We start from the raw sequence: 26,774 nt of genomic DNA, 5'->3' as shown, positions 1-26,774 counted from the left end.
CTTGCGTTTCCGACTCTATCAGATCTTTCCGACCCGATTTCCTCGGTGCTTTCCAGGTTCCCGCTTCCGCGTTTCCCTTTCCGGCGGTTCCGACTCTATCAGATCCTTTCGGGCCTGATCCCCGGTCAGCGGGGTTTGTCTTCGCGGCTGTTGGGCCGTTCCGACGAGTGAGACTTTAGCGGATTCCCCGGCTCCCGAGCGAATCGGGGGCCGCGCCCTTACGAACGTGGATTCCTCATTCCGTAAATACACATGCCAATGAAGCGACGGCAGATGTTCTGCGCATCGAATAGTGGTGAGTACTTGCGGAGTGGCTGCCCGGGGACCGACCGGAGTCGGCGCTCACGTCGGGCAACTCGGAGAACACTACGGATGGGGGTAGGGCGTGTCAAACCAGGGGCGGACGGCACTCCCGGGGCGTAGCGTGGGCTGCATGACGACGCGTACGTGTACCCAGCTGTGGTGGGCCGCCTGACGGCGGCCGTGCTCACGTATGCACTCAACGGCCGCCGCCTCGGCGGCCGTTTTCGTTTCTCCCTCCCGGCACCACGGAGGGGCGGCCGCCCGGGGCGGCGGTCCCGACCGGGAGGTGGAAGAGAGATGACAAGGGTCTTCAGCGGGGTCAAGCCGACGGGGCATCTGACGCTGGGGAACTACCTGGGGGCCATGCGGCGGTGGGCAGCCGTGGACCAGCACGAGGCGGAGGCCTTGTTCTGTGTCGTCGATCTGCATGCGCTGACCGTGGACCACGATCCCGCGCGGGTGCGCAGGCTGAGCCGGCAGTCGGCGACGCTGCTGCTGGCGGCCGGGCTGGATCCGGAGCTCTGCACGGTGTTCGTGCAGAGCCATGTGGACGAGCACGCCCGCCTGTCGTACGTGCTGGAGTGCGTGGCCACCGACGGTGAGATGCGGCGGATGATCCAGTACAAGGAGAAGGCCGCGCGGGAGCAGCGGCGGGGCGGGAGCGTGCGGCTGTCGCTGCTGACGTATCCCGTGCTGATGGCGGCGGACATCCTGGCGTACGGGGCCGACGCGGTGCCGGTCGGGGAGGATCAGCGGCAGCACGTGGAGCTCGCGCGGGACATCGCCGTGCGGTTCAACCAGCGGTACGGGCATACGTTCGTGGTGCCGCGGGCCACCCGGCCGGCGGTGGCTGCGCGGGTGATGAACCTGCAGGATCCGGTGTCCAAGATGGGCAAGAGCGACGACGTCGGGCCGGGGATCGTCTATCTGCTGGACGAGCCGGACGTGGTGCGGAAGAAGGTGATGCGCGCCGTGACCGACAGCGGGCGGGAGGTCGCCTACGACCGGGAGGCCAGGCCGGGGCTCGCGAATCTGCTGGAGATCCTCGCCGCGTGCACGGGCGGGGATCCCGAGGAGCTGGCCGGGGCGTACACGTCGTACGGGGATCTGAAGAAGGACACCGCCGAGGCTGTGGTCGAGGTGCTGCGGCCGTTGCGGAAGAGGCACAAGGAGCTGTGTGCCGATCCCGGTTATGTGGAGGGCGTGCTGCGGGACGGGGCGGCGCGGGCCCGGGGGGCGGCCCGGCCGACGGTGGATGCCGCGTATCGGGCGATCGGGCTGCTGCCCGCTGTGGAGGAGGTGGCCGCGGCGGGTTCCGTGTCGAGGGTGTGAGGCTGCGGGCTGCCGGGGGGCGGGCCGGGCCCGCCCCCGGTGTTCAGCTGTTGTTGCCGGAGGCCAGGGCGCGGCTGCGGTCGCGGGCGGCTTCGAGGGCGGCGATGAGGGCGGCCCGTACGCCGTGGTTCTCGAGTTCGCGGATGGCGTTGATCGTCGTGCCGGCGGGGGACGTGACGTTCTCGCGGAGCTTGACCGGGTGTTCGCCGCTGTCGCGGAGCATCGTCGCGGCGCCGATGGCGGACTGGACGATCAGGTCGTGGGCCTTGTCGCGGGGCAGGCCGAGGAGGATGCCGGCGTCGGTCATGGCTTCGACCAGGTAGAAGAAGTAGGCCGGGCCGGAGCCGGAGAGGGCGGTGCAGGCGTCCTGCTGGGACTCGGGGACGCGGAGCGTCTTGCCGACGGCGCCGAAGATCTCCTCGGTGTGGGCGAGGTGGTCGGCGGTGGCGTGGGTGCCCGCGGAGATGACGGACATCGCCTCGTCGACGAGGGCGGGGGTGTTCGTCATGACGCGGACGACCGGGGTGTCGGGAGCGAGGCGCTCCTCGAAGTAGGCCGTGGGGATGCCGGCGGCGCCGCTGATGACCAGGCGGTCGGCGGGGACGTGCGGGGCGAGCTCGTCGAGGAGGGTGCCCATGTCCTGCGGCTTGACCGTGAGGATCAGGGTGTCGGCGGTCTTGGCGGCTTCGGCGTTGGTGACCGGGGTGACTCCGTGGCGGGTGCGGAGTTCTTCCGCTCGTTCCCTGCGGCGGGCGGTGACCAGGAGGTCGGACGGGGTCCAGCCGGCGCGGATCATTCCGCTGAGCAGGGCTTCGCCGATCTTGCCGGTGCCGAGGACTGCGACTTTCTGGGTCATGGCGCGGGGTGCCTCCGAAGGGTGCGTCGTCCGGGGTCCATCCTCGCACCGGGGAGTGGGGGACGGCTCGGGTGTCCGCTGGGCGGGATGTCACGCCGGGCGGGCTACGCGGTCCGGCGCCTCAGGGTGGCGGCGCCCAGGGTCAGGACCAGGAGGGCGCAGCCGGCGACGATCAGGGTGTCCCGGACGAAGCCGGCGGTCATGTCGGTGTGGCGCAGGACCTCGTTCATGCCGTCGACGGCGTACGACATGGGGAGGACGTCGGAGAGGGCTTCCAGGGCCGGGTGCATGTTGTCGCGCGGGGTGAACAGGCCGCACAGGAGGAGCTGCGGGAAGATCACCGCCGGCATGAACTGGACCGCCTGGAACTCCGAGGCCGCGAAGGCCGAGACGAAGAGGCCGAGGGCCGTGCCGAGGAGGGCGTCGAGAAGGGCCACCAGGAGCAGGAGCCAGGGGCTGCCGGTGACGTCGAGGCCGAGGAACCAGACCGCGAGGCCCGTGGCCAGGGCGGACTGGATGATCGCGAGGGCGCCGAAGGCCAGGGCGTAGCCGGCGATGAGGTCGCCCTTGCCCAGCGGCATGGCGAGGAGGCGTTCGAGGGTGCCGGAGGTGCGTTCGCGCAGGGTGGCGATGGACGTCACCAGGAACATCGTGATGAGCGGGAAGATCCCGAGGAGGGACGCGCCGATGCTGTCGAAGGTGCGGGGGCTGCCGTCGAAGACGTAGCGCAGCAGGAACAGCATCACGCAGGGGATGAGGACCAGCAGCGCGATGGTGCGGGGGTCGTGGGTGAGCTGGCGCAGGACCCGGGCCGCGGTGGCGGTGGTGCGGGAGGCGTTGAGGGCCCTGGGTGGGGCGGGCGGCCTGGTGGTCTGGGTCGCCGGAGCGGTCTGGGTCGTCGGGGTCGTCGGGGTGGTCATCGGGTCGTCTCCTTCGTGCGGGCTGCTGTCTTCGCCTCGTCCACCAGGTGCAGGAAGGCCTCCTCGACCGTGTCGGCGCCGGTGCGGGTGCGCAGGGCGTCGGGGCTGTCGTCGGCGAGGAGTTCGCCGTCGCGCATGAGGAGGAGGCGGTGGCAGCGTTCGGCCTCGTCCATGACGTGGGAGGAGACGAGGAGGGTGGCGCCGCGGCCGGTCGCGATGTCGTGGAAGAGGTGCCACAGGTCGCGGCGCAGAACCGGGTCGAGGCCGACGGTCGGTTCGTCGAGGACCAGGAGCTCGGGGGTGCCGAGGAGGGCGACGGCGAGGGAGACGCGGTTGCGCTGGCCGCCGGAGAGGTTGCCGGCGAGGGAGCCGGCGTGGGTGGTGAGGTCGACGTCGGCCATGGCGCGGGTGACGTCTTCGGCACGGCGGTCGGCGGCTGCCCGGCCGGGGTTCAGGATCGCGGCGAAGTAGTCCAGGTTCTGCCGCACCGTCAGGTCGTCGTAGACGGACGGGGCCTGGGTGACGTAGCCGATGCGGGTGCGCAGGGCGGGGTGGCCGGCGGGGTGGCCGAGGACGTCGAGGGTGCCGGTGACCTTGGCCTGGGTGCCGGCCAGGGCGCGCATGAGGGTCGACTTGCCGCAGCCGGAGGGGCCGAGGAGGCCGGTGATCTGGCCTCGGGGGACGGTGAAGCCGAGGCCGCGCAGGACCGTGCGGGGGCCGCGGACGACGGTGAGGTTCTCGGCGTGGACGGCCGGGGTGGCCGGTGCCGGGGCGCGGTCGGGGGTGAGGGCGGGGCCCGGGCGTGGTGTGCCGGGAGCATTATTCATCATGCGATGAATAATGCTCCCGGGGATCGGACGCGTCAAGCCGCCCGTGGTGCCGCCTTCGCGGGCGGGCGCGCGTCAGGCCGGGGTCCGGGCGAGGAAGAGGACGACCTCGTAGACCTCCTCCACGAAACCGTCCGGGAAGGTGCGCAGGAGGTGCTCGCGTTCCTCGGCCAGGAACGACGCGGTGCTTTCCGGGTCGTGCACGAGGAAGACCGAGTGGCTGCCGATGTTGGCGAGGTGGGTGTCGACCGGGACGCGGCGGCTCCAGCGCACCGTCCGGCGGGTGAAGTCCAGGAGGCCGGTGGGGTCGGCGGCGCGGGCGTTGACGTTGCGCTTCTCGGCGGAGACGTCGATGTTGAAGTGACGCTCGGTGCGGGCGGCGGCCTCGGCGATCCAGGGGACGTCGAGGGCGTCGGTGTTCCACCACAGGGCGAGGGCGCCGCCGGGGCGCAGGACGCGCAGGGCCTCCGGGACGGCGCGGGCGGGGTCGGTCCAGTGCCAGGCCTGGGCGTAGGTGAGCAGGTCGACGGAGTCGTCGGTGAGGGGGAGGTCGTCGCCCGTGCCGCGGATGACCGGGATGCCAGGGAGGGTGCGGCGGAACTGGGCCGCCATGCCGTCGCCGGGTTCCACGGCGATGACGTTCGCGCGCCTGGCGTGCAGGAGGGCGGTGGCTATGCCGGTCCCGGCGCCGATGTCCGCGACGCGGGTGCCGGCGAGGGGGCGGCCGGTCAGGTCCTCTATCGCGTCGAGGAGGGCCGGGGGGTAGGAGGGGCGGTTGGCCGCGTACTGGGCTGCGGCGGCGTTGAAGGACTGGGCTCGGGCGGTTCGGGCGGGTGCGGGGGTGGGGCGCTCGGCGAGGGGTTCGGGGGTGTCGTCAGGGGGCTTGGGGGTGGCGTCAGGGGGTTCGGGGGTGGGGTGGGCTCCGGTGGGGTGGTGGGCGGAGGGAGGTGTGGTCATACGGCCATCGTGGCCGGGGGCGGGGTGGTGAGTGGTGAGATTCGGGTGTGAGCGGCGGAGTCGGGTGGGCTCGAGAAGTCGGGCGTGACCCCGACCCGCTTGACGGCCCCGCCCGGTCGTCTCCCGGTCTCCCGGTCTCCCGGTCTCCCGGTCTCCCGGTCTCCCGGTCTCCCGGTCTCCCGGTCTCCCGCCGGACGCTACGGCCGGCGGCGGTTCTTCGGGTTGCCCGAGCGGCGTGAGGTGCGCTTCTCGTACTGCTTGCGGGCCTCTTCGTACTCCTGGCGGTGGAGCTTCTCGCCGGGTGCCTCGGTGAGGGAGCGGAAGAAATACGCGAGAAGGGAGCCGACGAAGCCGACGGCCAGGAGACCCCGCAGGGACGCCTGGCGCTCGGGGTCGGGGCGGCGGGTGAAGCCGTCCCAGGTGTGGCGGAAGGCCATCGCGCTGCAGATCGCGAACATCGCGACCATGAGGACCGTGACGAAGCCGCCGATCGCGGCGATCTGGAGACCCTGGTAGGCGAGGCGCAGGACGAGGCAGGAAGCGGCGGCGGTGGCCAGGGAGCCGACGGCGGCCGCGATACGACGGGGCGTGTAGCCGTTGTCGTGGTTCAGCCAGGTCGTGCCGAAGAAGCGCAGGGGCTCGGGGCGGGGGCCGGGGGCCTCGGCCTTGGAGCCCTCGGCGGCAGGGGTGCTGTCATCTGCGCTCACGGGTCGATTATCAACCTCGCCGGGGCGCGGGCTTCGTGCGGGGCACCGGACCGGACATGCCGGAGCCCGGTCCGGCCGGCTCGGCGACGCTCGCCCTGCTCCCGTACCGGGTCCCGACGGCCCGGGCACCGGCGCCACCGACCCGGCGAACCTGTGCGGTCGGAGCACCGGTGCCACGGCAGGCGACGTCTGCCCGTCGAGGAGCGGCGTCCGGTGCGTGCTCTCGGCGTCCCGGCCGGAAGCCCTCGTACTGGGCGTACTCGGGCTTTCGGCCGGTGCGGCGAGTGGGGGCGCGGCCCTGCTCGAAGAGCTTGGGGGAGCGTGCCGGGCGTCGCGACGGGGCGAACGTTGCCTGTTGCGGCGCCCTAGCTGCAGCGCGGGCGGACGTAGCCGTCGCTGCCGGTGTTCACGTAGGCGTCCGCGACGTACTCGCCGTCGTCGATGTTGTCCCAGATGTTCGAGCTGCCGTACGGGCCCGCCACCGTGGTGCCGGGCCGCTGGCAGAAGATGGTGACCCTCGCTCCCTCGGGCAGGACGCGGACGATGCCGTAGCCGGTGCCGGGGCCGCTGCGGACGTTCAGACGGACGCCCGGGGCGACGGCGTACGAGCGCAGGGCCGACGCCGCCATGGTGACGGTCTCGCCCTCGCCGGCGCCCTCGAGTTCCCCGACATGGTCGACAGACATGTGTTTCTCCCCCGTTGAGCCCCACGGCCGACGCCATGGAGTGCTGTTGAATCCCCCGAGTCACACCATGAAACACATGTGCGCGACTCGTCCGTGGAGGCTAGCAAGCCGCCTCTGTCCCGTACGAGTCTTCGACTAGGCTCCGTGCGTCGCGCGCGCGGACGAACAGCACGGGGGTGGTTCCATGGCGCCACAGCGAAATGCCGGAGCGGGCGCGGAAGCGGAACTTCCCGAACACGCCGGTCACTACCGTCTGGAGTCCCGTCTGGGCTCGGGCGGGATGGGTGTCGTGCATCTGGCCCGGAGCACCTCCGGGATGAAGCTCGCGGTCAAGGTTGTACACACCCAGTTCGCCAAGGACCCGGATTTCAGGGGGCGTTTCCGGCAGGAGGTGGCGGCGGCGCGCAAGGTGAGCGGCGCCTTCACGGCACCCGTCGTCGACGCCGACCCGGACAGTGAACGGCCCTGGATGGCCACGCTGTTCATCCCGGGCCCGACCTTGTCCGAACACGTCAAGCGGAACGGCCCCATGGAGCCGGCCCAGTTGCGGCGGCTGATGGCGGGGCTGGCCGAGGCGCTGCGGGACATCCATCGCGCCGGGGTCGTCCACCGGGATCTGAAGCCGAGCAACGTCCTGCTCGCCGACGACGGACCGAAGGTCATCGACTTCGGCATCTCCCGGCCGGTGGACAGCGAACTGCGCACCGAGACGGGCAGGTTGATCGGCACGCCGCCCTTCATGGCGCCCGAGCAGTTCCGGCGCCCGCGCGAGGTGGGACCGGCCGCCGACATCTTCGCGCTCGGGTCGGTGATGGTGCACGCGGCCACGGGGCAGGGGCCGTTCGACTCCGACAGCCCGTACATCGTCGCGTACCAGGTGGTGCACGACGAGCCCGACCTGACCGGTGTGCCGGACGAGGTGGCGCCGCTGGTGCTGCGGTGTCTCGCGAAGGAGCCGGAGGAGCGGCCGACGCCCGACGAGTTGATGCGGGAGCTGCGGTCGGTGGCCGCCTCGTACGACACGCAGACGTTCATACCGGCCCAGCGGACCTGGGACACCGCAGGTCCGAGGGAGCCCGCCGGGACACCCGCCCGTGGGGTGGGAGCCGATCGCGCGGTGCGAGCCGGTCGTGCCATGGACGCCGGTCCTGCCGTGCCGGAAGGCGGTGCCGGGCGAGCCGATGGTGCCGTGCCGGCAGATGGTGCGGGGCGCGCCGGTCGTGGCAGGGGGCTGCGGCTCGGCAGGCGGGCGGCCCTCGTAGCCGGGGCGTTCGGCCTGGCCGTCGTCGGCGCCCTGGCCTCGCTGCCGTTGCTTGAGGGTGACGGCAGCGCGCCCCGGCCCGCCTCCCCGCGGACCACGTCCGCCGCGTTCGGCGGATGGCGGACGACTCCGGCGGCCGGGGACAGCGCGCCCCTGTGCTCCCACGGGGCGGGACGGCTGCTCTGCGCCACGTCCGGACTGGTTTTCGCCCTGGATCCGTCCGACGGGCACCTGCTGTGGCGGCACGCCGTCGGCAAGGGCCCCCGGAAGGAGCCGCCGGTGCTCGCCGGTGGACTCGTTCAGCCCGCGCCGAACCAGGGGCGTCGCCTGGAGGCGCTCGATCCGGCCTCGGGCGGGGTGCGCTGGCAGCGGGACACACCCGAGGCCGGCAGCGCGGTGCACGCCGGCGGCATGCTCCTGGTCACGGGTGCCGACGGGAAGGTCACCGGCGTGGACGGCGCCTCCGGTGACGCGCGCTGGAGCCACCGGATCCCGGGCCATGCGATGCCGTACTTCGCCACGTTCGGCGGTGCCCCGTCGGCGTACCTCGCCGGCACGTCGGAGGACGGGCGGAGCACCCGGCTCACCGTGGTGGACCCGCGGACGGGCGACGTGCGGTCGGACGCCCGGCTCGACGGGACGCTGAAGCCCTTCGGCGCGACGGGCGGTTCGGTGTTCCTCCTGTCCCTCGACGCCGTGCGCGGCGATGCGCGGGCCGTGGTCCGCTACACCCCGAAGACGGGTGAGACCAGAAGGGTGCCTCTCGCCGTCCCCCTCCAGCAGGCCCATGGCGCCGTGCGCGGGAACCTGGCCTTTCTCATGGGGACCGGGGGATCGTTGGTGGCCGTCGATCTCGAGGCGCGTGAGCAGTTGTGGAATCTGGAGACGGGAACGATGCGAGGGTCCACACCGGTCGCCGGTGACCGGTACGTGTACGTGACGACGTCGGACGGGCGGCTGCTCGCCGTCGACGCGCGGCGGGGGAAGGTCGCCGGGCAGACGTCCCCCCGGCTGGGCGACCGGTCGGACCGGATCCCGGCCGAGCTGCCCGAGCCGGTGGTCGTGGGCGACCGGGTCTTCGGCAGTGCGCCGGACGGGACCGTCTTCGCCGTGAACGGGCGCGATCCGGCGGCCTGGTAGCCGCCACGGGATGCGCGCGGCTGCCCCCGGCGAACGGCAGACACGCACAAGAGCCGCTCCTGGCAGGCGGCAGACACGCACGAGAGCCACCCCCCGGCGAACGGCAGACACGCGCGAGAGCCGACGAGGGCAAGCGGGAGACATGCAGGAGGGCCGCCCCCGGCAAGCGGGAGGCGGCCCTCGGAGCCAGTGGGGGTCAGCCCAGTTTCGAGACGTCCCGCACGGCGCCCTTGTCCGCGCTGGTCGCCATCGCCGCGTAGGCGCGCAGTGCCGCCGAGACCTTGCGGTCGCGGTTCTTCGGGGCGTACACGCCGTTCAGGGCCTGCTCGCGGCGGGTCAGTTCGGCCTCGTCCACCAGCAGTTCGATGGAACGGTTCGGGATGTCGATGCGGATGCGGTCGCCGTCCTCGACCAGGGCGATGGTGCCGCCCGCGGCCGCCTCGGGTGAGGCGTGGCCGATGGACAGGCCGGAGGTGCCGCCGGAGAAGCGGCCGTCCGTGACCAGCGCGCAGGTCTTCCCGAGGCCACGGCCCTTCAGGTACGAGGTCGGGTAGAGCATCTCCTGCATGCCGGGGCCGCCCTTGGGGCCCTCGTAGCGGATGACGACGACGTCGCCGTCCTTGACCTGCTGGGTGAGGATCTTCTGGACGGCCTCCTCCTGCGACTCGCAGACGACCGCGGGGCCCTCGAAGGTCCAGATGGACTCGTCGACGCCGGCCGTCTTCACGACGCAGCCGTCGACGGCCAGGTTGCCCTTGAGGACCGCGAGGCCACCGTCCTTGGAGTAGGCGTGCTCGGCGGAGCGGATGCAGCCGCCCTCGGCGTCCTCGTCGAGCGCCTCCCAGCGCTCGGACTGGGAGAAGGCCTCGGCGGAGCGGACGCAGCCGGGGGCCGCGTGCCACATTTCCACGGCCTTCGGCGACGGGGAGCCGCCGCGGACGTCCCAGGTCTTGAGCCAGTCCGAGAGGGACGGGCTGTGGACCGAGTGCACGTCCTCGTTGAGCAGGCCCGCGCGGTTCAGCTCGCCGAGCAGGGCCGGGATGCCGCCGGCGCGGTGCACGTCCTCCATGTAGTACGTGCGGTTCTTCGCGACGTTGGGGGCGACCTTGGCGAGGCACGGCACGCGGCGCGAGACCGCGTTGATCTCGTCCAGGCCGAAGGGGACGCCGGCCTCCTGGGCGGCGGCCAGCAGGTGCAGGATCGTGTTGGTGGAGCCGCCCATGGCGATGTCGAGCGCCATGGCGTTCTCGAAGGCCGCGAAGGACGCCACGCTGCGGGGCAGGACCGTCTCGTCGTCCTGCTCGTAGTAGCGGCGGGTGATGTCCATGACCGTGTCGGCCGCGTCGACGTAGAGCTGCTTGCGGGCCGTGTGGGTGGCGAGGACCGAGCCGTTGCCGGGGAGGGACAGGCCGATGGCCTCGGTCAGGCAGTTCATCGAGTTGGCGGTGAACATGCCGGAACAGGAGCCGCAGGTCGGACAGGCGTTCTCCTCGATGCGGAGGATGTCCTCGTCCGAGATCTTGTCGTTCACGGCGTCGGAGATCGCGTCGACCAGGTCGAGGGTGCGGACCGTGCCGTCGACGAGGGTGGCGCGGCCGGACTCCATGGGGCCGCCGGAGACGAAGACCGTGGGGATGTTCAGCCGCAGGGCGGCGTTCAGCATGCCCGGGGTGATCTTGTCGCAGTTGGAGATGCAGATCAGGGCGTCGGCGCAGTGGGCCTCGACCATGTACTCCACGCTGTCCGCGATCAGGTCGCGGGAGGGCAGGGAGTACAGCATGCCGCCGTGGCCCATGGCGATGCCGTCGTCGACGGCGATGGTGTTGAACTCGCGCGGGATGCCGCCGGCGGCGACGACCGCCTCGCTGACGATCCGGCCGACCGGCGCCAGGTGCGTGTGCCCGGGGACGAACTCGGTGAAGCTGTTGGCGACGGCGATGATCGGCTTGCGGCCGATGTCCCCGCCCGGTACACCGGAGGCGCGCATAAGGGCGCGGGCGCCCGCCATGTTGCGGCCGTGGGTGACTGTGCGGGACCTCAGCTCGGGCATCGTCGCTCGCTCCTTCAAAGACGGCGTCAGAGAGTTCGGAGATTTCTGACTGCTACCGAGCGTACGCCGGTCATCCAGTGGGCGGGACGAAGTGTCCGGAATGCGGGACGGCCGTCTCGGACGACGGCATCTGCGAGAGCACCCGCAGCCCTCACGGATCGGTCAGGTGTCCCTGCACGACCGGGGCCAGCCGGGCGATGACCTGCTCCGGGTCCGCCGAGGCCAGCGGCTCGATCTTGAGGACGTACCGCAGGATCGCGGTGCCCACGAGCTGGGCGGCGGCGAGCTCGGCCCGCAGCTCGGCGTCCGGCAGCTCCAGCCGCACGGCGATGCGGCGCAGCACCTGGGTGGCGATGATGCGCCGGAAGACGGCGGCCGCGGTGTCGTTGGTGAGGGCGGAGCGGACGATGGCGAGCAGCGGCGCGCGGGTCGCCGGGTTCTCCCAGACGCCGAAGAAGAAGCGGGCCAGGCGCTCCCCCACTCCGTCGAGCGGGCCCTCCTCGATGGCCTTCGGGGCCTGCAGGGCGGGGCCGAAGGACTGGGTGATCGCCGCCTCGAAGACCTGTTCCTTCGTGCCGAAGTAGTGGTGCACGAGGGCGGAGTCGACGCCGGCGGACTTGGCGATGCCGCGTACGGACGTCTTCTCGTAGCCGCGCTCGGAGAACTCGTCGCGGGCGGCGGTCAGGATGCGGTCGCGGGTGTCCGCCGACTCCGTGCGCGGGGGGCGGCCGCGGCGGCGGGCGGTGGTGCCGGACGCGTTGCCTGCCGGGGGCCGGCCGGTCATCGCCGCGGCACCTTGACCGCGGAGGCCAGGTGCAGGCGGGTGAAGGCCAGGGCCTCGGCCAGGTCGGCCTCGCGCTCGGCGCTGGACATGGCGCGGCGGGTGTTGACCTCGATGACGACGTGCCCGTCGAAGCCGGTCAGGGCGAGCCGCTCCAGCAGCTCGGCGCACGGCTGGGTGCCGCGGCCGGGCACCAGGTGCTCGTCCTTGGCCGAGCCGCGCCCGTCGGCGAGGTGGACGTGGCCGAGCCGGTCACCCATGCGGTCGACCATGTCGAGGGCGTCGGAGCGGGCCGTCGCGGTGTGGCTGAGGTCGATCGTGAAGTGCCGGTAGTCGTCCTTCGTGACGTCCCAGTCGGGGGCGTACGCGAGCATCTCGCGGTCGCGGTAGCGCCAGGGGTACATGTTCTCGACGGCGAACCGTACGTCCGTCTCGTTCGCCATGCGCCAGATGCCGGCGACGAAGTCCCGGGCGTACTGGCGCTGCCAGCGGAACGGGGGGTGGACGACGACCGTGCTCGCGTCGAGCTTCTCGGCCGCCGCACGGGCCCGCTGGAGCTTGGTCCACGGGTCGGTGGACCAGACGCGCTGCGTGATGAGCAGGCAGGGGGCGTGCACGGCCAGGACCGGGATCTGGTGGTAGTCGCTGAGTCTGCGCAGGGCCTCGATGTCCTGGCTGACCGGGTCGGTCCAGACCATGACCTCGACTCCGTCGTAGCCGAGGCGCGCGGCGATCTCGAAGGCCGTGGCCGTCGACTCCGGGTAGACCGAGGCCGTCGACAGGGCGACCTTCGCGTCCGGGATCTTCACGGCTGGCTCTGCCATGCAGGACAGATTACGGGGTGTGGCCGGGGTGGGGTGGGGGGCCTCTTGGCCGTTGTGGTGTTTGCCATAGCGTCCGGCCCCCCGAGACCCGCCCTACTCGGACTCCATGTGATCCAGGCGACGCAGGATCACGCCCTCCCGCAGCGCCCAGGGGCATATCTCCACGCGCTCCACGCCGAAGAGGTCCAGCGCGGCCTCGGCGACCAGGGCGCCCGCCAGGAGCTGGCCGGCCCTGCCCTCCGAGACGCCCGGCAGCTCCGAGCGCTCCCGCTCCGTCATGGCGGCCAGCCGCGGGACCCAGCCCTCCAGGGACTCCCGCTTGAGCTCGCGCTGGACGTAGAGGCCCTCGGCGGAGCGGGCCGCGCCGGCGATGCGGGCCAGTTGCTTGAAGGTCTTGGAGGTGGCGACGACGTGGTCGGGGGTGCCGAAACGGCTGAACTCGCCCACCGTGCGGGCGATCTCGGTGCGGACGTGGCGGCGCAGGGCGCGGACGTCCTCCGGGTCGGGCGGATCGCCGGGCAGCCAGCCGGCGGTCAGCCGGCCGGCGCCCAGCGGCAGCGAGGCGGCCGCGTCGGGTTCCTCGTCGATGCCGTAGGCGACCTCCAGGGAGCCGCCGCCGATGTCCAGGACCAGCAGCTTGCCTGCCGACCAGCCGAACCAGCGGCGGGCGGCGAGGAAGGTCAGCCGGGCCTCCTCGGCGCCGGTGAGGACCTGGAGCTCGACGCCGGTCTCGGTGCGCACGCGCTCCAGGACGTCGTCGGCGTTGCGGGCCTCCCGTACGGCGGAGGTCGCGAACGGGAGGACCTCCTCGGCACCCTTGTCCTCGGCGGCCTGGAGCGCCTCCTTGATCACCGAGACCAGCCGGTCGACGCCGTGGGGGCCGATCGCGCCGTCGTCGTCGAGGAGCTGGGCGAGGCGCAGTTCCGCCTTGTGCGAGTGCGCGGGAAGCGGGCACGCGCCGGGGTGCGCGTCCACCACGAGCAGATGCACCGTGTTCGATCCCACGTCGAGGACACCGAGTCTCATGTACGGAACGCTACTGCCCTGTGGGCGGTCCGCCGTCCTCGGCGGGGGTACAAGGCCCGTGGCCGGGCCCGTACCCTGGACTCGTGCCAAAGACGAAAAAGGCGAAGCGCGACAAATCACCGGCTGTCGTGGACTCCGACGAGAAGGGCCTCGACTTCGCTCGCGCATGGGTGGAGTTTCCTGATCCGGCGGACGACGAGCAGGTCTTCCGCTGCGATCTGACATGGCTGACCTCTCGCTGGAACTGCATCTTCGGCAGCGGCTGCCAGGGCATCCAGGCGGGCCGCGCGGACGACGGGTGCTGCACGTTGGGTGCCCACTTCTCCGACGAGGACGACGAGAAGCGCGTCGCCGAGCATGTGGCCAGGCTCACGCCGGACATCTGGCAGCACCACGGCGAGGGCACACGGAACGGCTGGGTCTCGGAGGACGAGGACGGCGAACGGCAGACGCGGCCCTTCCAGGGGTCGTGCATCTTCCAGAACCGGCCCGGCTTCGAGGGCGGCATGGGCTGCTCGTTGCACATCCTCGCCCTGAAGGAGGGCCGCGAGCCGCTGGAGACCAAGCCGGACGTGTGCTGGCAGCTGCCCGTGCGGCGGACGTACGAGTGGATCGACCGGCCCGACGACACGCGTGTGCTGCAGGTGTCGATCGGTGAGTACGACCGGCGCGGCTGGGGCCCGGGCGGCCACGACCTGCACTGGTGGTGCACGTCGGCGACCTCGGCGCACGGCGCGGGCGATCCCGTCTACGTCTCCTACCGGCCCGAGCTGATCGAGCTGATGGGCAAGGCCGGCTACGACCGGCTGGTCGAGCTGTGCGAGGAGCGGCTGGCCTCGCAGCTGCCGCTGCTGGCACCGCATCCCGCCGATCCCGCGCGTCCGGCTGGCCCCGGCGCCTGAGGGGCCGCGTCCCGCGCATCCGGCCCGTTCCGGGCCTGAGGGGCCGGCTACGACGTGCCCGGGCTCGGGTCGCCGCTGTCCGAGGGCGGCGGCGTCGAGCCTTCCGGGTCGGCCGGGTCCGGTTCCGTCGGCGTGGGTGTGGGGTCCGGGTCGGTCGACGGGGGCGGGGTGGTCGGCGTCGGGTCGGGGTCCGGGGCGGTGGTCGTGGGCGTCGGGTCGGGGTGGGTCGGCACCGGGTCGCCCGGGTCGGTGGGGCGGGGGTCCGGGCCGGAGGGGGTGGGCGCGGTGCCGTAGCCCTCGATGCGGACGACGGCGCCCCCCGGTGCCACCGCCACCTGCGCGTGCCAGGGGCCCGCGGGCTCCCGCAGGTGGTCGACGTACACCTTGATCGTCAGCGACTCGCCGGGCCGGAGCGTTCCCGAGGACTGGCTGAGGTAGAGCCAGGGGGCTCCCGTGGACGCCGACCAGCGGACCGGGGCCGGGCCGCTCGCGGTCAGGGTGACCAGGGTGGTGTCGCCGCTGTTGTCGGCCGTGATCTCCAGGGCGCTCTCGCGTCCCGCGCCGGCGACGCCGAGGACCTCCACGGAGACGTCGGCCTTGCCGTCCTTGCCGAAGCGGGGGCCGGGGCGGGTGCTCGCGTTGCCCGTGTTCTCGTAGCCGCCGCCCGCCATCTCGCCGTCCAGGCCGAACGGGTCGTCCACCTCGAGCGCGGAGGCCGAGCGGCCGTCGTGGCCCTCGCCCACCGGGGTGCCCCGGTAGGCGGCCCACAGGGCCAGCACGGGGGCGGCCACGACGGTGGCGACGACGGTCGTGGTGACGGCACGCGCGCGGAGGCGGTCTCTTCGGGCGGCGTGGTCCTTGGGATCCATCGGGAAGCCCCGCCGGTCGAAGCGGGGAGCGGCGTGCCGCGCGCGCGGCTGGTGCGCCATGGCGATGTGCACGGCCGCGCGGGGCGCCGGAAGGACGGGCAGTTCGGCGGGCGTGACGCTGGTGCCGGGCCAGCGGCCCGGGATGGCGCGCTCGGCGGTGCGGCGGCAGCGCGGGCAGTCGTCGACGTGCCGCACGAGTTCGCGGCGCAGGGCCGTGCCGAGCACGAGCCGGTCGTCGCCGACGAGGTGCGCGATGCTCGGGCACGCCCCGGTCTCGACCACGGCGAGGGCCGCACGCGTGCGTTCCACCTCGCACGCGGCGGAGGCGAGCAGATCACGGGCGGCGGCCAGGTCCATGCCGAGGACGGCGGCGACCTCGTGGGCGGCGAGGTGGTGGCGCACGGCCAGTTCGAGCGCCTCGCGCTGCTCCGGGGTGGTGCCCGCGGCCTCCGGCCAGGCCAGCAGGGCCAGTTCGCGTCGGCGCCGCTCCTGGACCTCCTCGGAGGGGACCGGGGCGGCCGGGCGGTCGGCGCGTCGCCGGTCGGTGCGGCCCGCCGCGTGAGTGCTCAGACGTTTCTGCTTGGCCTCGGCCAGCTTGCGCAGGCACGCCCAGCGGGCCAGCGCGTACAGCCAGGCCCTGCGGTCCGCGGGTGCCTCGGGGGCCTGCCGGCCGCGGCGTTCGGCGAGTGCGAGGACGTCGCCCAGGGCGGTGGTCGCGGCCTCGTGGTCACACAGCACCGACAGGCAGTAGGTGAACAGGCCGTCCAGGTACGGCTCGTAGCGCGCGGGCGGCCGCTGCGCCAGCGTGCGCGCCGCTCCGCGGTCGCGCGCTTCCCGGTGCGCCCGATGTGCGCCGGCCGTGCGGGTCGAGCGGGTCGAGATCTCCGGAGTACTGCTCATCATTCGGCGACCGTAGGGGGCCGGGAGTGGCACCTTCCGGCGGCTTGAGCACATTTAATCCGTACGGGTGAAACGATCCCTCAATCGGGGACACGAACCGGTTGTTCCGCCGCCGGCGCGGGGTGGCGGCCCCCTGGCGCGTGTCCGGCCGACGGCGGCCGGACACGCGATGTCAGTGCCTGCGGCTACGGTTCCGTCCATGGCTGCCCGTACGAAGACCACCAAGGACCGCCCGTCCTACCGCTGCACGGAGTGCGGCTGGCAGACGGCGAAGTGGCTCGGCCGCTGCCCCGAGTGCCAGGCCTGGGGGACGGTCGAGGAGTACGGCGCGCCCGCGGTGCGCACCACGACACCGGGCCGGGTCACCACCTCCGCCCTCCCTATCGGCCAGGTGGACGGACGGCAGGCCACCGCCCGCCCCACCGGCGTGCCCGAGCTGGACCGCGTGCTCGGCGGCGGGCTGGTGCCCGGCGCGGTGGTGCTGGTCGCGGGCGAGCCGGGGGTCGGCAAGTCCACCCTGCTGCTCGACGTCGCGGCCAAGTCCGCGAGCGACGAGCACCGCACGCTGTACGTCACGGGCGAGGAGTCGGCGAGCCAGGTCCGGCTGCGGGCCGACCGCATCGGCGCCATCGACGACCACCTGTACCTGGCGGCCGAGACGGATCTGGCCGCGGTGCTGGGCCATCTGGACGCGGTGAAACCGTCGCTGCTGATCATGGACTCGGTGCAGACGGTGGCCTCTCCCGAGATCGACGGCGCGCCCGGCGGCATGGCCCAGGTGCGGGAGGTCGCGGGCGCCCTGATCCGGGCCTCGAAGGAACGCGGCATGTCCACGCTGCTGGTGGGCCATGTCACCAAGGACGGCGCGATCGCGGGCCCGCGCCTGCTGGAGCACCTGGTGGACGTCGTCCTGCACTTCGAGGGCGACCGGCACGCCCGCCTGCGTCTGGTGCGCGGCGTCAAGAACCGCTACGGCACCACCGACGAGGTCGGCTGCTTCGAGCTGCACGACGAGGGCATCACGGGCCTCGCCGACCCGAGCGGGCTCTTCCTGACCCGCCGGGCCGAACCGGTCCCGGGCACCTGCCTGACCGTCACCCTGGAGGGCCGCCGCCCGCTGGTCGCCGAGGTCCAGGCGCTCACGGTCGACTCGCAGATCCCCTCCCCGCGCCGCACCACCTCGGGCCTGGAGACCTCCCGCGTCTCGATGATGCTCGCGGTGCTGGAACAGCGCGGGCGGATCAGCGCCTTGGGCAAAAGGGACATCTACTCCGCGACGGTCGGCGGTGTGAGGCTCTCGGAGCCGGCCGCCGACCTGGCCGTCGCCCTCGCCCTGGCGAGCGCCGCGAGTGACACACCTCTCCCCAAGAACCTCGTCGCGATCGGGGAAGTGGGCCTCGCCGGCGAGGTGAGACGCGTCACGGGCGTGCAGCGCAGACTGGCGGAAGCCCACCGTCTGGGCTTCACACATGCCCTGGTACCGGCCGATCCGGGCAAGGTCCCGCCGGGCATGAAGGTCCTGGAAGTCGCGGACATAGGGGACGCCCTGCGGGTCCTTCCGCGCTCCCGTCGCCGAGAGGCCCCACAGGACGAGGAGGGTCGCCGGTAGACTTTGCCCTGGTCTCGCCCGTCCGTGCGAACCGAGCGCGCGACACGGGGGCGCCCAGAACCTGCGACCGGAGGAGTGCAGTGGCAGCCAACGACCGGGCATCGTCTCCCGGAAAGTCCGGCGGGAGTGCCGGTACCGATGGCCTGATGCGTGCCTCTCTGAGCGCCGTGGCGCCCGGCACCGCCCTGCGTGACGGCCTTGAGCGGGTCCTGCGCGGCAACACGGGCGGGCTCATCGTGCTCGGCTCCGACAAGACGGTCGAGGCACTGTGCAGCGGCGGTTTCGTCCTGGACGTCGAGTTCACCGCGACCCGCCTGCGCGAGCTGTGCAAGCTGGACGGCGGCATCGTGCTGTCCTCGGACTTGTCGAAGATCCTGCGGGCCGGTGTGCAGCTGGTCCCGGACCCGACGATCCCCACGGAGGAGACTGGCACCCGGCACCGCACCGCGGACCGCGTCAGCAAGCAGGTCGGCTTCCCGGTGGTCTCCGTCTCCCAGTCGATGCGGCTGATCGCCCTGTACGTCGACGGCCAGCGCCGCGTCCTGGAGGACTCGGCGGCGATCCTGTCCCGCGCCAACCAGGCCCTCGCGACCCTGGAGCGCTACAAGCTCCGCCTGGACGAGGTCGCGGGCACACTGTCGGCGCTGGAGATCGAGGACCTGGTGACCGTCCGGGACGTCTCGGCGGTCGCCCAGCGCCTGGAGATGGTCCGCCGCATCGCCACGGAGATCGCCGAGTACGTGGTGGAGCTGGGCACGGACGGCCGGCTGCTGGCCCTCCAGCTCGACGAGTTGATCGCAGGCGTGGAGCCCGAGCGTGAGCTGGTCGTCCGGGACTACGTCCCCGAGCCCACGGCCAAGCGCTCCCGCACGGTCGACGAGGCCCTCGCCGAACTCGACGCCCTCAGCCACGCCGAGCTTCTCGAACTGTCCACGGTGGCGCGGGCGTTGGGTTACACCGGCGCACCCGAGACGCTGGACTCGGCTGTCTCGCCGCGCGGGTTCCGTCTGCTGGCCAAGGTGCCCCGGCTCCCCGGCGCGATCATCGACCGCCTGGTCGAGCACTTCGGCGGGCTGCAGAAGCTGCTCGCCGCGAGCGTCGACGACCTGCAGACGGTGGACGGCGTGGGCGAGGCCCGGGCGCGCAGTGTCCGCGAGGGCCTGTCGCGTCTGGCGGAGTCGTCGATCCTGGAGCGGTACGTCTAGCGCGCAGGACACCCTGCCGCAACGGCCGAGGGCGGTACCCGGCAAGGGGTACCGCCCTCGGCCGTTCTCGACGACCGGTTGGACAGGGGCCGCTGCTCGGGTCGCGGATCGGGCGCCGCGGCCCTAGTCTGCCGAGAGCACGAACGACGTCTGGGCCTTCGCGAAGCCCGGAGCCTTGGCTTCCAGCAGGTACGTGCCCGCCCCGGCCGAACCCGCGGGAGGCGTGGCGCACTTGGGAGCGCTCGGCTTGCGGTCCCACTTCACGGTGTAGGTGATGCCGCTGCCCGCGGCGACCCGGTACAGCTGGTGCGCGGCGGACTCGGGGCAGTCCTCGGAGGACCAGTAGTCGTCGTCGCTGCTCGCCGGGGCGATGGTGAACACCGCGTTCTTCGGCCCGAGATCGATCTTGCAGTCGCTGCCGGAGACGTTCCGTGCGGTCAGCAGGAACGTGGGCGTCTGCTCCGGGTCGTAGGTGTTGTGCCGGCTGCGCAGGCTGAACTTGACCGCGCTCGCGGTGCAGTCGGGGAGGGTGGAGCCGGACGGCAGCGTGTCTCCCGCGCCGACGCCGCCCGCGGTGGCACCGCTGCCCGAACCGCCGTCGCCGTCCGCCCCCTCGGAGCCGCCGGAGCCGGAACCGCCGCCGGAGCCGGAGCCGTCTGCCGACCCAGTCCCCGTGCCGTCACCGGAGCCGTCTCCCGAGCCGTCGCCGGAGCCGGACGAGGAGCCGCCGGAACCGCCGGAGCCGCCGCCCGACTCGTCGCGTCCTCCGGGGGCTTGGCTGATGGCCGGGCCCGAACCCGACGGCCCGGGCGTGATGGAAGGCGCGGGATTCTTGCCGTCGGCGCCGTTGTCACCGTCCTTGCCGCCCCCGCCGCCCATCATCACGATCCAGGTGGTCAGCAGCGCCAACACGGCGACCACACACACCAGTACGACCCTCCGACGCCAATAGATGGAGGAGGGAAGCGGCCCGACCGGATTGCGCAGAGATCCCACGGCTCAAACCTTACGAGAGATCGGCTCGTCAACCCGTCCCACCCGCCGCTCGGAGCGACAACTTTTCCGGATCATCATTCCGGAAGTCCCGTTCCCGCCCCTGTCTTTCGTCAGGTGCGCGGCATGACGATCGCCGGGTGTGACGGAACAGGCCTTCCGCTTACGGTCCGTGACCATGACCTTCGAGGACACGACGCTCTACCGCGCCATCACCGACTTCGCGCACACCACCCCGTCGTGGGTGCAACACGGGGCCAGGACATGGACGGAGGCCGGGCTGCTCGTCTTTGTGGCGCTGTTCGCCGCCGGTTGGTGGCGCGCCCGTCGCGGCAGCCCCCAGGTGTTCGCGACAGCGGCCCTTGCACCTTCGGCCACTGCTGCGGCGTATGTGTGCAGTGAAATTCTCAAGTCCGTTGTCACGGAGGAACGTCCGTGCCGGGCGGTGGCCGATGCGGCCGTGTCGCTGGCCGAATGCCCCCCGCACGGCGACTGGTCCTTCCCGTCGAACCACGCCACGATCGCGGGCGCGTCGGCGGTCGCCCTGGCCCTGGTACGGCGTGCGCTGCTGTGGCTGACCGCTCCGCTCGCCCTCCTCATGGCCCTCTCCAGGGTCTTCGTCGGCGTGCACTATCCGCACGACGTCGTGGCGGGCCTCGGGCTGGGCACACTCGTCGTCCTCGTCGCCGTACGGCTGGGTGCCGGGCCGACGGCGCGGCTGGCCGGGGCACTGCGCACCTCGTCGGCACCGGCGGTGCGGTGGCTGCTCGGGCCGGGCCCGGCGCCCGTCCCGTCGTACGAGACGGCCGCGCGCCGGTGAGCCGGGACGCACGGCGCGCAGTGGGCCAGGCCGCACGCGCGCTGCTCAGCCGCGGCCGTGCGCTGTCGTCGAGCGCTGCGCGCCCGCAGCGCCGGCCGGTCGTTCGTCCTCCACCGACGGGTACGGCGAGACCCGGTCGCTCACGGCTCCGCCAGCCCCGCCTCGAACGCCACGATCGCCGCCTGTACCCGGTTGCGTACGTCCAGCCGGTCCAGGACCGAGCTGACGTAGGCCTTCACCGTGCCCTCGACCAGGTGGAGCCGGGCGGCGATCTCCGGGTTGGACAGGCCTGCGCCGACCAGGCCGAGCACCTCGCGCTCACGGGGGCTCAGGACCGCCACCCGCGCGCGTGCCCGAGCCTCGCGAGTGAGGCGCCCGCCGCCGAGGCCCTCGTCGATGACGTACCGGGCCACCTTGGGCGAGAGGAACGCGGCACCTGCTGCCACCGCCCGCACGCCCGCCACGAGTTCGTACGGATCCCCGGACTTCAGCAGGAAGCCGGTGGCGCCACCGCCCAGGGCGCGGGTCACGTAGGCGCCCTCTGAGAAGGTGGTGAGCATCGCGACGGCCGTGCCGGGCACGGACCGCACGATCTCCTCCGCCGCCCCGAGGCCGTCCAGGCGGGGCATGCGGATGTCCAGCAGGGCGACGTCCGGGCGGTGCGCGCGGGCCAGCTCGACCGCCTCGCGCCCGTCGCCCGCCTCGGCGACGACCTCCGTCCCTCCGCCACTGCCCAGGATGGCGCGCACCCCGGCCCGGACCATCGCCTCGTCGTCGGCCAGCAGCACCCGGATCGGTGCCCTGCTCGCGTCTCCTGTGCTCACCGTGCGAACTCCTCGTACTCTTCCCGGCCTTCGCCGGACATCCCCACCCCGGGGACCACGTCCTTGGCGACCAGCCGCCCGGCATCGAAGCACAGTCTGAAGTGGTCAACGGAGACGAACAGTTCGCCGCTCGCGCGGTAGTAGCGGCACTCTGCTCCCCTGGGCGGAGCGGGAGCCCGGTCGTCGGGTGGGTCGTTCACATCGCGATCGGGCAGCATGCGTTCGACCTCGGCCGTCGGTGCGCCCAGGCGCAGTTCGGTGTACGCGGCCGGTTCGAGCACCGAGTGCGTCTCGGCGTACGCGTACCAGCCGAAGGCGGCGCCGACGAGTGCGACGCCCACGCCGGCCGCGGTGCCGAGGCCGATGGCGACCCGGCGGCGGACCTGGGTGAACGGTGCCCGGGCGGGGCGCGGAGGTGTGACGGCGGTCCGCTGCCGGGGAACGTACGCCCGCACCCGGAAGCCCTCCGCGTGCCGGCCTGCCTCGAACTCCCCGCCGATCGAGGTCACCGCGGCCCGCAGCCCGAGCAGACCGGTGCCGCCCCCGGAAGGCGGAGAGGCATCCCGCGTCGCCCGGCCGCTGGTGATCGTGACGGAGGTGCCCGCGGCGCGTGCGGTGACCGCCACGACCACGGGGGCGCCCGGCGCGTGCCGTGCCGCGTTGGTCAGTGCCTCCCTGGTCACGCGGTGCAGCAGCCGCTCGGCGACGTCGCCGGGGTCCGCGGGCGGGTCGTGTCCGGCGGCCCAGCGCACGGGGAGGCCCGACTCGGCGGCGCGGGCGACGAGTTGCTCCAGGGTCTCGCCGGCCGGGGCCAACGGCACCGGCTCGTCGTCGTCCTCGCGCAGAACGCCGATGATGCGGTGCAGCCGGTCGGTGGCGTCGGCGGCGGCCGCGCGCAGGTCGGCCGCCGCGGCGCGGTGTTCGTCGCCGAGGCCGTGGGCGACTTGGAGGGCACCCGCGCGCAGAGCGATGAGGCTCAGTTCGTGGCCGAGGGAATCGTGCATGTCCTGGGCGATCCGGGCCCGTTCACGCAGCTTCGCCCCCTCCTCGGCGAAGCGGGTCTCGTCCTCCAGCCGGGCGGCACGCAGCCACCCCTCCTCGGCCAGCTCACGGCTCTGCCTCCAGTAGCGCCCGCCGAGCCAGGGAAAGACACAGCCGAAGAGCAGCGTGCCCGCCATGACAAAGCACTCGGGGGCCGGGTCGGCCCCCATGAGCGCGCTGCGCGCGGCGCCCACGCAGCCGACGGCCGCGAAGCACACCAGGGCCGGGCGCGCCCGGGCCGCCCGCAGCCCGAGCAGCAGTGCGCACACTCCGAGGGCGGGGCCGTAGGAGATGGTGAACAGGGCCGGGGCGGCGGCGAGACTCAAGGCCGCCACCAGCCCGAAGGCGACCAGAGGCAACCGCCGGGACACAGCGGCGGCCCCGGCCAGCACGACCACACCAACCGCCTGCTGCCAGCCCGGCCGCGGCTCGTTCAGCCCGACCCGGTCCGCGGTGAGCGCCGGGACGGCGAAGGCTGCCCAGAGGAGGGCGCCGCGGGCGAGAGAGGCCGGGCCGGGACGTTCCATGCGCCTGACGCTACAAGCGCCGGCCCGCCCGCGCTGCTGTCGATCGTCAGGCAGCTGTCTCCTTCAGGGGTGGCGGTTCAACCGAACAGGGGCCTCTGCGTGGCACCATCGAAGGGCCATGACTGCTCCCACGAAACCCCCGCATCCCACCGCCGCCTCACCCACCCCCTCCGGTGGGACCCCCTCGGGGCCGGTCCCCGGAGAGAACCTGCACTCCCCCGTCATCGACTGGTTCGGCGAACACGCCCGTGACCTGCCGTGGCGGCGCCCCGAGGCCGGGGCATGGGGGGTGATGGTCAGCGAGTTCATGCTGCAGCAGACCCCGGTGAGCCGTGTTCTGCCCGTCTACGAGCAGTGGCTGGAGCGCTGGCCGCGCCCGGCCGACCTGGCCAAGGAGGCGCCCGGCGAGGCCGTTCGCGCCTGGGGGCGGCTCGGTTACCCCCGCCGTGCGCTGCGGCTGCACGGTGCCGCCGTCGCCATAACGGAACGGCACGGCGGTGACGTACCGGCCGACCACGCCCAGCTGCTGGCGCTCCCCGGCATCGGCGAGTACACGGCGGCCGCCGTCGCCTCCTTCGCCTACGGGCAACGGCACCCGGTGCTGGACACCAATGTCCGCCGCGTCTTCGCCCGCGCGGTCACCGGTGTGCAGTACCCGCCGAACGCCACCACCGCCGCCGAGCGCAGGCTGGCCCGCGCGCTGCTGCCCGAGGACGAGCCGACCGCCGCCCGCTGGGCCGCCGCCTCCATGGAGCTGGGCGCGCTGGTGTGCACGGCGAAGAGCGAGTCGTGTCACCGCTGCCCGATCGCCGCGCAGTGCGCCTGGCGGCTGGCGGGCAAGCCGGAGCACGACGGGCCGCCGCGCCGGGGCCAGACCTACGCGGGCACCGACCGGCAGGTGCGCGGGCGGCTGCTCGCCGTGCTGCGGGAGGCCCACGGGCCCGTACCGCAGGCGGCACTGGACCGGGTGTGGCACGAGCCGGTGCAGCGGGCCCGCGCCCTCGACGGTCTGGTCGCCGACGGTCTGGTGGAGCCGCTGGCCGACGGCTCGTACCGGCTGCCGCTGACCTGACGCACAGACAGGTCACAGCCGCGGACCGCCGCCCGTAACGGAGCTCGGGGTGGACAAATCACCCCGAACCAGCCTCAACACCCCCACCTCCTTACCCCGTTCGGATTTCCGTTACACAACCGACGGACAGCCGAGCGCTGGCCGAAGGCTGCTTCGGACAGCGCCGTGACAACGCCTCCGTACCTTCAGATGCGTTCCCGGAAGACACGGGAGCACTGAAGACCACAGGCAGTACACGGGCGGCGGGGAGCCGGCCCGAAACGGGGAAACGGGAGGCGGTTCACCATGGCGCAGGGCGAGGTGCTCGAGTTCGAGGAGTACGTCCGCACCCGGCAGGACGCGCTGCTGCGCAGTGCCCGCCGCCTGGTCCCGGACCCGACCGACGCGCAGGACCTGCTGCAGACGGCGCTGGTGCGGACGTACGGCCGGTGGGAGACCATCGAGGACAAGCGGCTGGCCGACGCCTACCTGCGCCGGGTGATGATCAACACCCGCACGGAGTGGTGGCGGGCGCGCAAGCTGGAGGAGGTCCCGACCGAGCAGCTCCCGGACGCCTCGGTCGACGACGCCACCGAGCAGCACGCGGACCGCGCCCTGCTCATGGACATCCTGAAGGTTCTCGCCCCGAAGCAGCGCAGTGTCGTGGTGCTGCGACACTGGGAGCAGATGTCCACGGAGGAGACGGCCGCCGCCCTCGGCATGTCGGCCGGAACGGTCAAGAGCACGCTGCACCGGGCGCTCGCCCGGCTCCGCGAGGAGCTGGAGTCCCGCGACCTGGACGCACGCGCGCTGGAGCGTGAGGAGCGGGAGCGGTGCGCGGCCTGACCGGCGCGGGTTCTGCACGGACCCGGGGCAGTATCCAGGCGGTGAGCGCGGCCCTGGCCGTGCCCACCGCCCTCGCCCTTTTGGTGTCCGGGTGCGGTGCGGGCGGCACCGGCGCCCGTGACGAGGGCCCGGCACACGCCGACTCGGTGGCGGGCGCCGCCGCCGCGACACCGTCCGCCGCACCGTCGAAGTCACCCGACACGGTGAACGCGGTCAAGCTCGTCAAGGACGACCCGAAGGTCGCGCCCGAGGTGAAGCGGGAGCTGAAGCCGTGCGTGGCGAACGAGTACCCGGTCGACGTCTCCTACGGCAATCTGACCTCGGGCTCCGCGGACGACGTCGTCGTCAACGTGCTGACCTGCGGTGACGCGGTGGGCGTCGGCAGTTACGTGTACCGCGAGCAGCACGGCTCGTACGAGAACGTGTTCGCCTCCGAGGAGCCGCCGGTCTACGCGGAGATCGACCGCGGCGACCTGGTGGTGACCAAGCAGGTGTACGACAAGGGTGACCCGGTGTCGAGTCCCTCCGGGGAGAACGTGATCACGTACAGATGGACCTCCGGCCACTTCGCCGAGAAGTACCGCACGCACAACGACTACGGGAAGGTCGCCGGCGACAGTGCGTCGCCGGTGCCGGCGAGCTGACGCGGGCGCGGAGGGCCGCGTGAACCGATCGGGGCACTCGGACCGATCCCCCGGTGAACGCATAGCGTGGGCCGTGCGTCCCAGCAGGGGAACGCACCTCCAACAACCGCACATGTGTCGTAGCAGCCGATGGCACCCCACGGATCACAGAGGACAGAGAGCACCGGGATGGCAGACCAGACCCACGTCCTGTTCGTCGAGGACGACGACGTCATCCGCGAGGCCACGCAGCTCGCCCTGGAACGGGACGGCTTCGTGGTCACCGCCATGCCCGACGGGCTGTCGGGACTGGAGGCGTTCCGGGCGGACCGCCCCGACATCGCGCTGCTGGACGTCATGGTTCCCGGCCTCGACGGGGTGAGCCTGTGCCGCCGGATCCGGGACGAGTCGACCGTGCCGGTGATCATGCTGTCGGCGCGGGCCGACTCCATCGACGTCGTGCTGGGCCTGGAGGCGGGCGCCGACGACTATGTGACCAAGCCGTTCGACGGTGCCGTCCTGGTCGCCCGCATCCGCGCGGTGCTGCGACGCTTCGGACACGCGGGCGGCGGCCGGGCCGAGGAGCCGGACGCCCCGGCGAGCGGCGGGGTGCTGGCCTTCGGGGACCTGGAGGTCGACACCGAGGGCATGGAGGTCCGCCGCGCCGGGCAGCCGGTCGCGCTGACACCGACCGAGATGCGGCTGCTGCTGGAGTTCTCCTCCGCGCCCGGCACGGTGCTCTCCCGGGACAAGCTGCTGGAACGGGTGTGGGACTACGGCTGGGGCGGTGACACCCGGGTCGTCGACGTGCATGTGCAGCGGCTGCGGCAGAAGATCGGCCAGGACCGGATCGAGACGGTCCGCGGGTTCGGCTACAAGTTGAAGGCCTGAGCA

General features: G+C 72.7%; 24 protein-coding genes. 10 read left to right on the top strand and 14 right to left on the bottom strand.

Annotated features, from left to right (window positions below; genetic code table 11):
* Positions 1-600: 600 nt before the first annotated feature.
* The gene (trpS, locus tag ACFCXS_RS33665; protein ID WP_376647152.1) at positions 601-1,635 is read left to right on the top strand and encodes a tryptophan--tRNA ligase; all 1,035 of its coding nucleotides are present in this window, start codon (positions 601-603) and stop codon (positions 1,633-1,635) included.
* Between the two features lie 43 nt (positions 1,636-1,678).
* On the opposite strand, the gene proC is transcribed toward trpS, so the two are convergent.
* The 6 genes from proC to ACFCXS_RS33635 form a co-directional block, all read right to left on the bottom strand.
* Positions 1,679-2,491, bottom strand: a complete 813-nt coding sequence (gene proC, locus ACFCXS_RS33660; RefSeq protein WP_376647151.1) for a pyrroline-5-carboxylate reductase — start codon at positions 2,489-2,491, stop codon at positions 1,679-1,681.
* A 104-nt stretch (positions 2,492-2,595) separates the two neighbouring features.
* Entirely contained in the window at positions 2,596-3,411 is an 816-nt protein-coding gene (locus ACFCXS_RS33655) for an ABC transporter permease (protein ID WP_376647150.1), read from the bottom strand.
* Positions 3,408-4,241: an ABC transporter ATP-binding protein gene (locus ACFCXS_RS33650; RefSeq protein WP_376647149.1), complete on the bottom strand. Its 834-nt coding sequence runs from the start codon at positions 4,239-4,241 to the stop codon at positions 3,408-3,410. The genes ACFCXS_RS33655 and ACFCXS_RS33650 overlap by 4 nt, the downstream gene beginning before the upstream one ends.
* Positions 4,242-4,313: 72 nt before the next feature.
* Positions 4,314-5,195, bottom strand: a complete 882-nt coding sequence (locus tag ACFCXS_RS33645) for a class I SAM-dependent methyltransferase (protein ID WP_376647148.1) — start codon at positions 5,193-5,195, stop codon at positions 4,314-4,316.
* A 197-nt stretch (positions 5,196-5,392) separates the two neighbouring features.
* A complete protein-coding gene (locus ACFCXS_RS33640) occupies positions 5,393-5,902 on the bottom strand; it encodes an EamA/RhaT family transporter (protein ID WP_376647147.1) in 510 nt (169 codons plus the stop codon).
* A 365-nt stretch (positions 5,903-6,267) separates the two neighbouring features.
* Positions 6,268-6,588: an SH3 domain-containing protein gene (locus tag ACFCXS_RS33635; protein ID WP_376647146.1), complete on the bottom strand. Its 321-nt coding sequence runs from the start codon at positions 6,586-6,588 to the stop codon at positions 6,268-6,270.
* Between the two features lie 184 nt (positions 6,589-6,772).
* On the opposite strand from ACFCXS_RS33635, the gene ACFCXS_RS33630 reads away from it, so the two are divergent.
* Positions 6,773-8,989 (top strand): serine/threonine-protein kinase, encoded by a 2,217-nt coding sequence (locus ACFCXS_RS33630; protein WP_376647145.1) that lies wholly within the window; start codon positions 6,773-6,775, stop codon positions 8,987-8,989.
* A 196-nt stretch (positions 8,990-9,185) separates the two neighbouring features.
* Here ACFCXS_RS33630 and ilvD read toward each other — a convergent pair whose 3' ends face one another.
* The 4 genes from ilvD to ACFCXS_RS33610 form a co-directional block, all read right to left on the bottom strand.
* Positions 9,186-11,039, bottom strand: coding sequence for a dihydroxy-acid dehydratase (ilvD, locus tag ACFCXS_RS33625; RefSeq protein ID WP_376647144.1), 1,854 nt, complete (start codon positions 11,037-11,039; stop codon positions 9,186-9,188).
* A gap of 151 nt (positions 11,040-11,190) precedes the next feature.
* Positions 11,191-11,823 (bottom strand): TetR family transcriptional regulator, encoded by a 633-nt coding sequence (locus tag ACFCXS_RS33620; protein ID WP_376647143.1) that lies wholly within the window; start codon positions 11,821-11,823, stop codon positions 11,191-11,193.
* Positions 11,820-12,644: a sugar phosphate isomerase/epimerase family protein gene (locus tag ACFCXS_RS33615; protein ID WP_376647142.1), complete on the bottom strand. Its 825-nt coding sequence runs from the start codon at positions 12,642-12,644 to the stop codon at positions 11,820-11,822. Before ACFCXS_RS33615 ends, ACFCXS_RS33620 begins: the two co-directional genes overlap by 4 nt.
* A gap of 93 nt (positions 12,645-12,737) precedes the next feature.
* Entirely contained in the window at positions 12,738-13,670 is a 933-nt protein-coding gene (locus tag ACFCXS_RS33610) for a Ppx/GppA family phosphatase (protein WP_376647141.1), read from the bottom strand.
* 83 nt (positions 13,671-13,753) lie between these two features.
* On the opposite strand from ACFCXS_RS33610, the gene ACFCXS_RS33605 reads away from it, so the two are divergent.
* A complete protein-coding gene (locus ACFCXS_RS33605; protein WP_376647140.1) occupies positions 13,754-14,572 on the top strand; it encodes a hypothetical protein in 819 nt (272 codons plus the stop codon).
* Between the two features lie 47 nt (positions 14,573-14,619).
* On the opposite strand, the gene ACFCXS_RS33600 is transcribed toward ACFCXS_RS33605, so the two are convergent.
* Entirely contained in the window at positions 14,620-16,344 is a 1,725-nt protein-coding gene (locus ACFCXS_RS33600) for a hypothetical protein (RefSeq protein ID WP_376647139.1), read from the bottom strand.
* A gap of 196 nt (positions 16,345-16,540) precedes the next feature.
* Between ACFCXS_RS33600 and radA the strand changes: the two genes are divergently transcribed.
* Together radA and disA are read left to right on the top strand one after the other, a co-directional pair.
* Complete coding sequence (gene radA, locus ACFCXS_RS33595; protein ID WP_362044224.1) at positions 16,541-17,950, top strand: DNA repair protein RadA; 1,410 nt, start codon at positions 16,541-16,543, stop codon at positions 17,948-17,950.
* Positions 17,951-18,030: 80 nt separating this feature from the next.
* Positions 18,031-19,155, top strand: a complete 1,125-nt coding sequence (gene disA, locus ACFCXS_RS33590; RefSeq protein WP_376647138.1) for a DNA integrity scanning diadenylate cyclase DisA — start codon at positions 18,031-18,033, stop codon at positions 19,153-19,155.
* Positions 19,156-19,278: 123 nt separating this feature from the next.
* On the opposite strand, the gene ACFCXS_RS33585 is transcribed toward disA, so the two are convergent.
* Positions 19,279-20,151 (bottom strand): hypothetical protein, encoded by an 873-nt coding sequence (locus tag ACFCXS_RS33585; protein ID WP_376647137.1) that lies wholly within the window; start codon positions 20,149-20,151, stop codon positions 19,279-19,281.
* A 175-nt stretch (positions 20,152-20,326) separates the two neighbouring features.
* Between ACFCXS_RS33585 and ACFCXS_RS33580 the strand changes: the two genes are divergently transcribed.
* On the top strand, positions 20,327-20,968 hold the full coding sequence (locus ACFCXS_RS33580) for a phosphatase PAP2 family protein (RefSeq protein WP_376647136.1): 642 nt from the start codon (positions 20,327-20,329) through the stop codon (positions 20,966-20,968).
* Positions 20,969-21,108: 140 nt separating this feature from the next.
* On the opposite strand, the gene ACFCXS_RS33575 is transcribed toward ACFCXS_RS33580, so the two are convergent.
* Positions 21,109-21,732: a response regulator gene (locus ACFCXS_RS33575; protein WP_376647156.1), complete on the bottom strand. Its 624-nt coding sequence runs from the start codon at positions 21,730-21,732 to the stop codon at positions 21,109-21,111.
* 56 nt (positions 21,733-21,788) lie between these two features.
* Entirely contained in the window at positions 21,789-23,360 is a 1,572-nt protein-coding gene (locus ACFCXS_RS33570) for a sensor histidine kinase (protein WP_376647135.1), read from the bottom strand.
* A gap of 118 nt (positions 23,361-23,478) precedes the next feature.
* On the opposite strand from ACFCXS_RS33570, the gene ACFCXS_RS33565 reads away from it, so the two are divergent.
* From ACFCXS_RS33565 to cseB, 4 genes are all read left to right on the top strand, one after another.
* Positions 23,479-24,432 (top strand): A/G-specific adenine glycosylase, encoded by a 954-nt coding sequence (locus ACFCXS_RS33565; RefSeq protein WP_376647134.1) that lies wholly within the window; start codon positions 23,479-23,481, stop codon positions 24,430-24,432.
* 285 nt (positions 24,433-24,717) lie between these two features.
* Entirely contained in the window at positions 24,718-25,257 is a 540-nt protein-coding gene (locus tag ACFCXS_RS33560; RefSeq protein ID WP_030251439.1) for a SigE family RNA polymerase sigma factor, read from the top strand.
* Complete coding sequence (locus ACFCXS_RS33555) at positions 25,245-25,901, top strand: hypothetical protein (RefSeq protein ID WP_376647133.1); 657 nt, start codon at positions 25,245-25,247, stop codon at positions 25,899-25,901. Before ACFCXS_RS33560 ends, ACFCXS_RS33555 begins: the two co-directional genes overlap by 13 nt.
* 168 nt (positions 25,902-26,069) lie before the next feature.
* Positions 26,070-26,771 carry a two-component system response regulator CseB gene (cseB, locus tag ACFCXS_RS33550; RefSeq protein ID WP_376647132.1) on the top strand — a complete coding sequence of 234 codons (702 nt, stop codon included), beginning with the start codon at positions 26,070-26,072 and terminating at the stop codon, positions 26,769-26,771.
* Positions 26,772-26,774 lie beyond the last annotated feature (3 nt).

The organism is Streptomyces sp. NPDC056373 (genome assembly GCF_042262425.1).
In the GTDB taxonomy this organism is placed as follows: domain Bacteria; phylum Actinomycetota; class Actinomycetes; order Streptomycetales; family Streptomycetaceae; genus Streptomyces.
The sequence above is the reverse complement of the archived record's forward strand: the minus strand, read 5'-3'. Positions and strand labels throughout refer to the sequence as shown.